This is a genomic window from Modestobacter marinus (genome assembly GCF_011758655.1).
GTDB lineage: Bacteria > Actinomycetota > Actinomycetes > Mycobacteriales > Geodermatophilaceae > Modestobacter > Modestobacter marinus.
The window spans coordinates 14517-25533 of record NZ_JAAMPA010000001.1 but is presented as its reverse complement, the minus strand read 5'-3'; the positions used below and the strand labels follow the sequence as shown (position 1 = coordinate 25533).

The 11017-nt window shown below is 75.9% G+C and carries 11 protein-coding genes; 3 read left to right on the top strand and 8 right to left on the bottom strand.

What is annotated here, in order from left to right:
• Positions 1-8 precede the first annotated feature (8 nt).
• From FB380_RS00125 to FB380_RS00115, 3 genes are read left to right on the top strand one after another with little or no spacing between them, the layout of a single operon-like run.
• Positions 9-263: an MrpF/PhaF family protein gene (locus FB380_RS00125; protein WP_229682012.1), complete on the top strand. Its 255-nt coding sequence runs from the start codon at positions 9-11 to the stop codon at positions 261-263.
• The gene (locus FB380_RS00120) at positions 260-634 is read left to right on the top strand and encodes a monovalent cation/H(+) antiporter subunit G (protein ID WP_166753314.1); all 375 of its coding nucleotides are present in this window, start codon (positions 260-262) and stop codon (positions 632-634) included. The genes FB380_RS00125 and FB380_RS00120 overlap by 4 nt, the downstream gene beginning before the upstream one ends.
• 31 nt (positions 635-665) lie before the next feature.
• Positions 666-1004: a helix-turn-helix transcriptional regulator gene (locus FB380_RS00115; RefSeq protein WP_229682011.1), complete on the top strand. Its 339-nt coding sequence runs from the start codon at positions 666-668 to the stop codon at positions 1002-1004.
• On the opposite strand, the gene FB380_RS00110 is transcribed toward FB380_RS00115, so the two are convergent.
• The 8 genes from FB380_RS00110 to FB380_RS00075 form a co-directional block, all read right to left on the bottom strand.
• A complete protein-coding gene (locus FB380_RS00110; protein WP_166753313.1) occupies positions 970-3699 on the bottom strand; it encodes a cation-translocating P-type ATPase in 2730 nt (909 codons plus the stop codon). The genes FB380_RS00115 and FB380_RS00110 overlap by 35 nt on opposite strands.
• A 313-nt stretch (positions 3700-4012) precedes the next feature.
• Positions 4013-5377: an acyltransferase family protein gene (locus FB380_RS00105; RefSeq protein ID WP_166753312.1), complete on the bottom strand. Its 1365-nt coding sequence runs from the start codon at positions 5375-5377 to the stop codon at positions 4013-4015.
• 48 nt (positions 5378-5425) lie between these two features.
• A complete protein-coding gene (locus tag FB380_RS00100; RefSeq protein ID WP_166753311.1) occupies positions 5426-6847 on the bottom strand; it encodes a V-type ATP synthase subunit B in 1422 nt (473 codons plus the stop codon).
• 22 nt (positions 6848-6869) lie between these two features.
• The gene (locus FB380_RS00095) at positions 6870-8705 is read right to left on the bottom strand and encodes a V-type ATP synthase subunit A (RefSeq protein ID WP_166753310.1); all 1836 of its coding nucleotides are present in this window, start codon (positions 8703-8705) and stop codon (positions 6870-6872) included.
• Positions 8702-9097, bottom strand: a complete 396-nt coding sequence (locus tag FB380_RS00090; protein ID WP_166753309.1) for a V-type ATP synthase subunit F — start codon at positions 9095-9097, stop codon at positions 8702-8704. The genes FB380_RS00095 and FB380_RS00090 overlap by 4 nt, the downstream gene beginning before the upstream one ends.
• Positions 9094-10182, bottom strand: coding sequence for a V0D/AC39 family V-type ATPase subunit (locus FB380_RS00085; RefSeq protein WP_166753308.1), 1089 nt, complete (start codon positions 10180-10182; stop codon positions 9094-9096). Before FB380_RS00085 ends, FB380_RS00090 begins: the two co-directional genes overlap by 4 nt.
• Positions 10179-10796 (bottom strand): V-type ATP synthase subunit E family protein, encoded by a 618-nt coding sequence (locus tag FB380_RS00080; RefSeq protein WP_166753307.1) that lies wholly within the window; start codon positions 10794-10796, stop codon positions 10179-10181. The genes FB380_RS00085 and FB380_RS00080 overlap by 4 nt, the downstream gene beginning before the upstream one ends.
• A complete protein-coding gene (locus tag FB380_RS00075) occupies positions 10789-11010 on the bottom strand; it encodes an ATPase (protein WP_166753306.1) in 222 nt (73 codons plus the stop codon). The genes FB380_RS00080 and FB380_RS00075 overlap by 8 nt, the downstream gene beginning before the upstream one ends.
• Positions 11011-11017: the final 7 nt, after the last annotated feature.

Below are 11017 nucleotides of genomic sequence, written 5' to 3'. Positions count from 1 at the left end.
TGGTGGAGGTGCTGCTGGATGCCGCGCTCGTCCTGCTGGGTCTGGCGCTGGCGCTGGCCATGGTGCGGATCGCGGTCGGCCCCACCGACGCCGACCGGGTGCTGGCGGTCGACCTCGGCTTCGCCGCGTTCATCGCCGCGGCCGCCCTGCTGGCGGTGCGGCTCGACGAACCGGTGCTGCTGGACCTGGTGCTCGTGGCCACCCTGGTCGGCTTCGTCGCGACGGTGGCCGTGGCCCGGCTGGTCGCCCGGGGGTCGTCGTGACGGTGCCGGTCGTCGTGGGCGGGGTGGCGGTGGCGCTGGGTGTGGCGCTGTTCGGGATCGCCGCACTCGGGCTCTTCCGGATGCCCGACGCCTACAACCGCGCCAACACGGTGACCAAGGCGGCGGGTCTGGGCGTCGTGTCCGTGCTCGTCGGCGTCGCGGTGCTGACCCCCGGCGTCCTGTCGGTGCTGATCCTGCTGGCGGCCGCGGCACTGCAGCTGCTCACCGTCCCCGTCGCGGGGGTGGCCATCGGGGAGGCCACCTGGCGATCGGGTGCCCCCCTGGCCCCGGGGACGCGGCAGGAGCGCGGCCCGACGGGGGGCGCGGGCCTGGTCCGGGCTGATCCCCCGGGTGGGGTGGAGCCGGGTTGAGGACGCTACGGATTCACGTACTGTGCTTCGCGTGACAACGCCTTCGCCGGGGTGGACCTTCCTCTCCAATCACGGGCACGTGCTGGTGAGCCTGGCCCTCGACCCCGACGTCCGGATGCGGGACGTCGCGGCCCTGGTCGGCATCACGGAGCGGGCCGTGCAGATGATCGTCAGAGACCTGGAGGACGCCGGCTTCGTCGTCCGCCAGCGGGTCGGCCGGCGCAACCGCTACACCGTGGTGACCCGGGGCCACTTCCGCCACCCGCTCGAGGACCACGTCCGCGTCGGGGACTTCCTCGCGCTGGTGACCGGGGACCGGACGCCGGCGCAGCCGGTCAGCGGCGGGCGCGCCTCGACCGGGCGAGCTTGACCGTTTCCTCGACCAGGAGCACCGAGGTCGCGACCGCGGCGCACACGGCCCACTGACCGGCGGTCAGCGAGGTGGTGTCGAAGAGCTCCTGCAGCGGTGGCAGCTGGACGACCAGCACCTGGAGCAGCACTACGACGACGAAGGACGTCCACAGCCACCGGTTGGTGAACAGGTGCGCGGTGAACACGGTCCCCTCCTCGGCGCGGGCGTTGAGCGCGTTGAAGAACTGGAAGAGCACGAAGGTCGTGAAGGCCATCGTGCCGCCCACGGCGGCGCCGGCCTGCGCGGTCGCCACCGCCAGCACGGTGAGCGTCCCGGTCGCCATGACCGCGCCGGCCCGGGCCATGCGCAGGACTCGGGTCCGGTTCAGGATGCGCTCCTGCGGCCGGCGCGGCGGGTCGTCCATGAGCCCGGGGCGGGCGGGGTCGACACCCAGGGCCATCGCGGGCGGGCCGTCCATGATGATGTTGACCCACAGCACCTGGATGGCGGTCAGCGGAGCCGCCAGGCCGGCCACCGAGGCGCCCAGGAAGGACAGGATCGCGCCCATGTTGGTGGAGAGCTGGAAACGGACGAACTTCACCACGTTGTCGTAGATCGCGCGTCCCTCGCGCACCGAGTCGACGATCGTGGCGATGTCGTCGTCGGTGAGGATCATGTCGCCGGCTTCCTTGGTCACCTCCGTGCCGGTGATGCCCATGGCCACGCCCATGTGCGCGGAGCGCAGGGCCGCGGCGTCGTTGACCCCGTCGCCGGTCATGGCGACCACGTGCCCCCGGGCGGTCAGCGCCGAGACGATGGCGACCTTGTGCTCGGGGGCGACGCGGGCGAAGACGCCGACGTCCTCGACCCGGTCGGAGAGCTGCTCCGGCGACATCCGGTCCAGCTCCTCACCGGTGACCACCTCGCCGCGGATGCCCAGCTCCCGCGCGATGGCCGCGGCCGTGTCGCGATGGTCCCCGGTGATCATCTTCACCGCGACACCGGCACGGGCGGCGACGGCGATGGCCTCGGCGGCCTGCGGTCGCGGCGGGTCGGCGATGCCGACCAGGCCGAGCAGCGTCAGGCCGGTCAGCCGCGCGGTGAGCTCGTCCCCGTCGGCGGGCACGTCGTCGGCCAGGGTGGTCGCCGCGGCGAGGACGCGGAGCCCCTGCGACGCCAGCGCCGACACCTCGGCCGCCAGCCGGTCGCGCTCGGCGCCGTCGACGGGGCGCACGCCGTCGGCGGTGAGCACGCTGCTGCTCCGGGCGAGCAGCACGTCCGGCGCCCCCTTGACCACGACCCGGGTCCGCCCGCCCTCGTCGTGGACGGTGGCCATGAACTTGCGCGCGCTGTCGAAGGGCAGCTCGCCGGTGCGCGGGCGGGCGGTGCGCAGCGCCGCCGCGTCGATCCCGGCCTTGGCCGCCGCGACCACCAGCGCGCCCTCGGTGGGGTCCCCGACGATGCCCGGCCGGTCGTCCGGGCCGGGGGCGAGGCCGGCGTCGCTGCACAGCACCAAGGGCTCGAGCAGCATGCCGGCGTCGTCGACCGGCTCCCCGCTCACCTCGTCGACGAGTGCCCCGGCGGGGCGGTACCCCTCGCCCTCGACGCGCACCCGGCGGCCGGCGTAGACCAGGGCCCGGACGGTCATCTGGTTGAGGGTCAGCGTGCCGGTCTTGTCGCTGCAGACCACGGTGGCCGCCCCGAGCGTCTCGACCGACGCGAGCCGCTTGACGATGGCCCCGCGCCGGGCCATCCGGGCCACGCCGAGGGCCAGGGTGAGGGCCAGGACGGCGGGCAGCCCCTCGGGCACGGTCGCGACGGCCAGCGCGACGGCGGAGAGCGCCAGCTCGCCGACGGACTCCCCGCGGGCCAGCGCGATCGTCGCGTAGGCGGCGATGGCGGCACAGCCGATGAACGCGATTCGCTTCCCGAGGGAGTCCAGCTGGACCTGCAGCGGCGTCTGGGGGTCGGTGCCGCTGCGCAGCAGCTCGGCGATGGCACCCACCTCGGTGCGCATGCCGGTGCTGGTCACCACCACCTCCGCCCGTCCCCGGGTGAGGCTGGTGTTCATGTAGACCATGTTGCTGCGGTCGCCCAGGGGCACCCGCTCGCCCGGACCGGCGTCCACCCGGGCGGTGTCCTTGGGCACCGGCTGGGACTCCCCGGTCAGCGCCGACTCGTCGACCTCGACCGAGTTCGCCACGACCAGCCGCCCGTCGGCGGGGACCCGATCGCCGGCCTCGAGCAGGACGACGTCCCCCGGCACCAGCTCCGCGGCGTCCACGACCCGGGCTGCGCCGTCCCGGCGGACCCGCGCGGTCGGCACCAGCATGTCGCGCAGCGCCTCCAGGCTCCGCTCGGCCTTGTTCTCCTGCACGAACCCGATGGTGGCGTTGACCAGCAGCACGACCAGGATGACGACGGTGTCCTTGAGGTCGCCGATGGCGCCGGCGAGCAGCGCGGCTCCCAGCAGGAGCAGGATCAGCAGGCTGCGGAACTGGTCGAGGAAGCGCAGGAGCGCGGGACGGCGCGGCTGCTCGGCGAGCCGGTTCTCACCGTGCTCGTCCCGGCGGCGGTCCACCTCGGCCGCCGGCAGGCCGCGGGCCGGGTCGACGGCCAGCGTCGCTGCGACGGCGTCCGCGGCGAGGAGGTGGGGACCGGGTTCGGTCGCCGGCTCCGTGGCGATCGGGCGGGGAGGAGCCGACTCGCTCATCTGCACACCTCTCGACGGGGGGCGACGGGACCCGGCGCCGGCGACGGGTCGGCCGCCAGCAGGGACGCGGTGGCGGGCAGGCTCGACGCTCCGCCCGCTCGTGGGGTCGGTGTGGGCGTCGTCCCGGGGGCGCGGCGGCCGGGCGCCCGGGCGATGGGGGGGTGGGGATGGCCGCGTGGGGCCCAGGCGCGGGTCTGCGGGTGCAGGCGGAGGGCGATCATGCCCAGCCACAGGACCAGGCCGAGCCAGGCCAGGACGTCCGACACGGGTACCACCCCCTGGGTGCGGGCCCCCCTACGGGCCCGCACCCAGTCTAGCGCAATGGAACTCGTGAAAACCAATTCCTACTGCGACGGCCTGGCCGGAGGGCGTGCCGGAGCACGACCAGCCCCGCCGCGTAGCAGGCAGCGGTGGTGAGCAGGACCGCCGGACGGCTGACCCGCTCCGGTCCGGCGGCGGTCAGCAGGACCAGTCCGACGCACACCAGGCCGATGCCCAGCGACGCGCTCGCACCGCGCAGTGCCGTGCCTGGCGGTTGCCGGGCCGCCCGGGACCGGTCTCCCGTGCGCCGCTCGGCGCCGCCGACGACGACGACCAGCGCCACCAGCACGAGCGCGCAGGCCAGGAGCCACAGCGGGCGCAGGGCGAACCACCCGGCCGTCAGCGGCTCGGGCGAGGGGAGGACCCCGGTCAGGTACAGCGCCGGCGCAGCCACCAGCACCGGGACCAGGTGCCACAGGTACAGGGTGAGGGCGGTCGCGTTGACGGCGGCGGTCGCCGCCCACACCGCCGGGCGGCGGCACAGCCCGGCCAGCCGGTCCCGCAGCAGCAGGACCAGCCCGGCCTGGGCGACGCCGTGGGCCAGCAGCGCGAGCGTGGGCGGTGCGGTGTTCGAGAACGGGTCGCCCGGGACACCGAGCATGGCCAGCGGCCAGGGGCCCAGCGCCACGAGCCCGACCGCCACCGACCCGCCACCGGCGAGCAGCGCAGCGGGGGCCCGGTGATGGGCCAGCAGCGTGCCGGTCCGCCATGCCATCCCCAGCGCGTAGAGGCACAGCCAGACCAGCACGTAGTTCGCCGCTCCCGCCAGGTCCTCTCCCGACAGCAGCCGCAGCCCGTCGGACGCGACGACCGCCAGCGCCAGGCCCAGCGGCACCCGCAGGCCCCACCGACGGTGCGCCGCCACCAGCAGCGGGGTGGCCGCGACGACCACGACGTAGACCGCCAGGAACCACAGGGGGAGCGCGACCAGCCAGGCGGCCGTGCCCACCACCGGGCCCCCGACCAGCGGGCCGGCGAGTGCCGTCGCCGCCAGGACGGCCAGCAGGAAGAGCGTGGTCGGCCGGAGCAGCCGGTCCAGCCGGTCGGCGAGCCAGCCCGGCGTCGTCCGGCCGCGGTCCCGGGCCGACTGCCAGGACGCCATGCCGGCGTACCCGCCGACGAGGAAGAACAGCGGCATCACCTGCAGCAGCCAGGACAGCCACTCCGCCGGCGGCCACGACCCGAGCGCGTTGGAGCCGGTCAGCCGACCGTCCCGGACGACGACCACCACCGCCGTCCAGTGGCCGAGGACGACGACGAGGAGCGCGACGGCGCGCACCAGGTCCACCACGCGGTCACGGCTGTCCGGTGTCCCGGCGACCAGTGCCCGCAGGGACGCCACCCCACGGCCCGCCACGTCGACCACCTCCTGTGCGCCCGCCTGCCGGGCGTGGTGCCGGCGCCCTCAGGTGCCGGGACGGAAGCGCTCGCGCAGCGCCGGCGGGATGCGGCCGAGCTCGTCGTCGGGGAACGGGGCCAGCAGCTGCCACGCCAGGTCGAGTGTCTCCGCGATGCTGCGCCGCCCGTCGCCCTGCCCGACGAACTCCCGCTCGAAGCGGGTCGAGAAGGCCAGGGAGCGCCGGTCCTCCTCCGACAGGGCCCCCTCGCCGACGATGGACAGCAGCCGGCGCACCTCGACACCCCGGGCGTGGCAGGCGTACAGCTGGTCGGCGACCGGCCGGTGGTCCTCGCGGGTGCGTCCCGCCCCGATCCCGGCGTTCATCAGTCGCGACAGCGACGGCAGCACGTCGATGGGCGGGGAGACCCCGGTGCGGGTCAGCTCGCGGGAGAGCACCACCTGTCCCTCGGTGATGTACCCGGTCAGGTCGGGCACGGGGTGGCTGATGTCGTCGTCGGGCATCGACAGGATCGGCAGCTGCGTCACCGACCCCGAGCGGCCGCGGACCCGCCCGGCGCGCTCGTACAGCGTGGCCAGGTCGGTGTACATGTAACCCGGGTAGCCGCGGCGCCCGGGCAGTTCCTCGCGGGCGGCCGAGATCTCCCGCAGCGCCTCGCAGTAGCTGGTCATGTCGGTGAGCACGACCAGCACGTGCAGGTCGTGCTCGTAGGCCAGGTGCTCGGCGATGGTCAGCGCCACGCGGGGGGTGAGGATGCGCTCGACGGTCGGGTCCTCGGCGAGGTTGAGCAGGAGCACCGAGCGCGCCAGCGACCCGGCGCTGACCAGCCGCTCGGTGAAGAAGTCGGCCGTGCGCCGGGTGACGCCCATGGCGGCGAAGACCACCGCGAACCCCTCCTGGTCGCCGGGCACGCGGGCCTCGGTGGCGATGCGGGCGGCGAGCTCGTCGGCCGGCAGGCCGTAGCCGGAGAAGATCGGCAGCTTCTGCCCGCGGACGAGGGTCAGCAGGGCGTCGATCGCCGAGACCCCGGTCTCGATGAACTCGTCGGGGTGGTCCCGCGCCACCGGGTTCAGCGGCAGGCCGTTGACGTCGCGCTCCTGATCGGCCACCGGATCGGGGCCCCCGTCGCGCGGGCGGCCGGCGCCGTCGAGGACCCGCCCGAGCAGGTCCAGGCCCACACCCGTGCGGGCCGGCCGGCCACGGGAGACGACCGTGGTGCCCGCCCGCCCGACGCCTGCGGTACCGCCGAAGACCTGGACGACGGCGCGACCGCCGTCGACCTCCAGCACCTGTCCGCGCCGGAGCAGGGGCGCGCCGTGGGCGTCGACGCCGGCCGCGACGTCGACGAACTCCCCGTAGGTCAGGTCCTCGGCCCCCTCGACCACCAGCAGCGGGCCGGCGATGCGGTCGACCGCGGTGTGCACGATGGTGTACAGGCGCTCTGCTCGCGGCGCCGGGACGGTGGTCATCGTCTCCCCTCCCATGGGGTCGTCACAGCGCCGCCAGGGCTCGGCGCACGCGGTCGCCGAGGACGCCGGCCTCGGTGTCGGCGTCGTCGGCGTCCCACTGCTTCATCCCGGCCAGCAGGCCCAGCTCCGGGCAGGTGACCAGCCGGCCGACGTCCACCCCGCCGCCCAGGGCGGCGGTCATCGCCTGGTGCACCTCGTGCAGCACCCGCAGCATCGCCACGGACTTCCGCGGCGCGCAGCTGGCGTCGCGGTCGTCGAAGGAGGACTGCTGCAGGAAGACCTGCCGCAGCAGCTGCCCGGTGCGCAGCACGACCCGCTGCTCGGGGGCGAGGGCCTCCATGCCGAGCAGCTGGACGACGTCCTGCAGGGCGCCCTCCTGCTGCAGCAGCGCCAGCGCCCACGACCGCAGCGCCGACCAGTCCGGGGCGACCTCCGCGTCGAACCAGGCGGCGACGTCGTACTGGGAGAAGCTGCGCGTCCAGTTGACCGCCGGGTAGTGGCGCTGGCGCGCCAGGGTGGTGTCCAGCGCCCAGAAGGAGCCGGCCAGCCGCAGGCTGTTCTGGGTGATCGGCTCGGAGAAGTCGCCGCCCGCCGGCGAGACGGCCCCGACCACGGTGACCGACCCCAGGCGCTCGGACGGCGCGGTCGTGCCGCCGGAGCCGCCCAGGCAGACCACCCGGCCCGAGCGTTCGTAGAAGCCGGCCAGCCGGGAGGCGAGGTAGGCCGGGTAGCCGTCCTCGGCCGGGATCTCCTCCAGCCGGGTGGACACCTCGCGCAGCGCCTCGCCCCAGCGGCTGGTGCTGTCGGCCATCAGCGCCACGTCGTAGCCCTGGTCGCGGAAGTACTCGGCCACGGTCATGCCGGTGTAGATGCTCGCCTCCCGCGCGGCCACCGGCATGTTGCTGGTGTTGGCCACCAGCACCGTGCGCTCCATCAGCGGTGCCCCGTTGCGCGGGTCGACCAGCTCGGGGAACTCCTGCAGCACCTCGGTCAGCTCGTTGCCACGCTCGCCGCAGCCGACGTAGACGACCACGTCGGCCGCGGCGTGCTTGGCCAGCGTCTGCTCCGTCATCGTCTTCCCGGTGCCGAAGCCGCCAGGGATGATCGCGCTGCCGCCCGCCGCCAGGGGGAAGAGCACGTCCAGCACCCGCTGCCCGGTGACCAGCGGCCGGTCCAGCGGCAGCCGGGCGCGCACCGGCCGGGGTTCGCGCACCGGCCAGCGCCGCAGCATGGGCACCGGCCGGTCGTCGACGAGCACGACCGGCTCCTCGACGGTGGCCGGCCCGGGGTGGACCGCGGTGACCGTGCCGCTGATGCCGTGCGGGACGAGGACGCGGTGCTCGAGGGCGGCGGTCTCGGCGACCGTGCCCAGCAGGTCGCCGGGCTCCACCTGCCGGCCGGGGCGGACCGCCGGCCGGAAGTCCCACCGCCGGGTGCGGTCCAGGTGCGGCGGGTCGGCCCCACGCGGCACGAACGGGTGGCGGGGGGCGCCGTCGGCGGTGGTGCCGGCCAGCAGCTCCAGCGGTCGCCCCGTGCCGTCGACGATGCTGCCGAGGAGACCGGGGCCGAGCTCGGCCAGCAGCGGGGTGCCGGTGGCCACGACCGGGTCACCCACCCGCAGGCCGGTCGTGTCCTCGAAGACCTGGACGGTCACCAGGTCGCGCTCGATGCGGATGGCCTCGCCGGGCAGCCCTTCCGCGCCGACCCGGACCACGTCGAACAGCCGCACGCCGGGCAGTCCCGCGGCCGTCACGACCGGCCCGGCGACCCGTTCCAGCCACCCGGTCCTGCCCGCGGGCTCCCCCGAGGTGGACGAGGTCGGGGTCAGAGCCGCCGCGGGGTGCTGGGTGCTGGTCATGTCCGTGTCCCTCCCGGGCTGAAGGTGATCTCGTAGCCGACGGACCGGGCCAGCAGTTCCTGCACTCGGGAGCGCCGGGTGCCCGCCGCCCCGCTGTCCTCGGCCGGCAGCGGCAGGACCAGCGGCACGCTCCGGGAGCTCCAGTCCGCGCGCACCGCGGCGGGCAGCTCGGCCCAGGTCCGCTCGGCGACCGCGATCACCCCACGCGACCCGCCGGCGATCTCTCGGTCCACGACCTGCCGGACGGTGTCCGGGTCGCCGGCCACGACCGTCCGCGTGCCGGCGAGCCGGAAGCCGGCCGCGGTGTCGGCGGGGACGATGACGAGGAGGTCGGCCGGCCAGGGCGCCCCGGTGCTGTGTGGCGGGTCCAGCGGGGCTCCCGGCCCGGTCATGCGGGCACTCCTGCGCGCGGCGTCCGCGCGGACGCGGTTGCAGCCGGGCCGGCTGGGCCCTCCGGTTCCCCGGACCCGGGCTCGGCGAGCAGCACGACCCGGCGCAGCTCCCGGGCCTCGACCTCGACGGCCGCGGTGAAGCCCAGGGGCACGTCGACACCCAGGGGGTCACCGGTGCGCCACCCGGCCAGCGCCTGCTGCGCCCGGTGTTCCTCCAGCTCCCCGGCCAGCTCGGCAGCCCGGCCGGTGGCCAGCGCCCGGTCGACCGCACCCCGCCACGCGGCCGGGAGGCCCGGGGGAGGACCGCCACCCGCAGCGACCGCGACGAGGGCACCCACGGACAGCTGCCCCGGGGGCAGCAGGCGCTCCGGGAGCGCCTCGGGAGCCCGGCCGGCGTTCCGGCACCGCAGCGCGGACAGCAGGTTGGCGGCGTCCCGCTCGTCGGCGAGGAAGCGGCGCAGCCGCTCGGCGGGCCTGCCCAGCTCGGCGAGCCGGCCGTCCGCCCGGGCGGACGCCGCGCGGGCGACGGCCGTCTCCAGCTCCGGGAGGTCACCGTGCAGCAGGTACCGGTCCCACGCCCCGGCCAGGGCCCTCGCGGTCCCCGGGTCGGGCAGCCGCGCGGCGGTCAACCGCTGCACCACCGCCTCCGGCTCCTCGGCGACCACCTCTCGGGCGGCCGTGGGCGTCACCGCGCCGACGCCGTGCAGGGCCGCCAGGACGTCCTCCTCCGGCAGGTGGTGCGCCGCGCCGCGCAGCAGCGTCAGGGTGTCGGCCAGGTCGTAGCGGGCCAGCAGGACGGCGACGACCTCCCCGGCCCGTTCCCGGTACACCTGACCGACGCCGCGCAGCGCCGTCCGCCGCCGCTCCTCGACCGCCCGGAGCACCGCCGGGCGGTCGTCCCGGCCGGTGCCGGTGACCGCGCCGAGGAACGCCCCGTGCGCCGTGCCACGCAGTCCGGCGACGAGGCCGGGGAGGTCACGCCCGGCGAGGCGGGCACGAGCCGGTCCGTCCAGCAGCGTGTGCCACCGGGCCCTGAGCCGGGTGTTGCCCATGACGAAGTCGGGCCGGTCCGTCCGGGTGGTCACGGCCGGTCCTCGGGTGCGCCTGCTGCGGCCCGGGCCCACCGGGTGGCGGTCGCTGCCCGCTGGGCCGGCCACGCCGTGGCCAGCCGCGTCTCCAGCGTGTCGTCGACGTACCGGCCACGGTCGTCGGCCACCAGGCACCCGCCCCAGGCGGTCAGGTCCGCGGTGATCGTCAGGTCCGCGGGCTGGGTCCCCGGCAGCAGCCGGCGGACGCGGTCGGCATCGCGCCGGTCGACCCGGACGCCGACCGGCTCCGGGAGCACGGCCAGCGCCTCGGCCAGGCAGCCCGCCAGGACCTCGTCGTAGCCGGGGTGCGCCCGGAGGTCGGCGAGCCGCTGCTCGCCGCGCTCCCGGACCGCGCGCAGCGCCTCCGCCCGCGCGGCGCGCACCTCGGCCGCGGCCTCGGTGCGGGCCGCGGCCACGATCCGGGCCGCCTCGCGGCGTCCGGTCTGCTCGGCGGCGGCCAGCGCGGCGGAGCGCACCCGGTCCGCCTCCGCCGCCGCCTCGCGGGTCAGTCGGTCGGCCTCGTCGGCGGCTGCCTGGTGGGCCCGCTCGAGCTCCGCGGCAGCGTCGTCGTCCAGTGACCTCAGCAGGTCGGTGAGGCTCACGTCAGCCACCCAGCAGCAGGATGATCATGGCGGCCACGGCGAAGCCGAGGATCACCGTGGTCTCCGGCAGGGCGACGAACAGGATCGCCCGGCCGGTGAGCTCGGGCTTCTCCGCGACGGCGCCCATCGCCGCGGCACCGATCCTGGCCTGGGCGATGCCGGCGGCCAGGGCAGCGAGGCCGACGGCCAGGCCGGCTCCGATGGCGAGCAGTCCCATTTCCATGACGTCG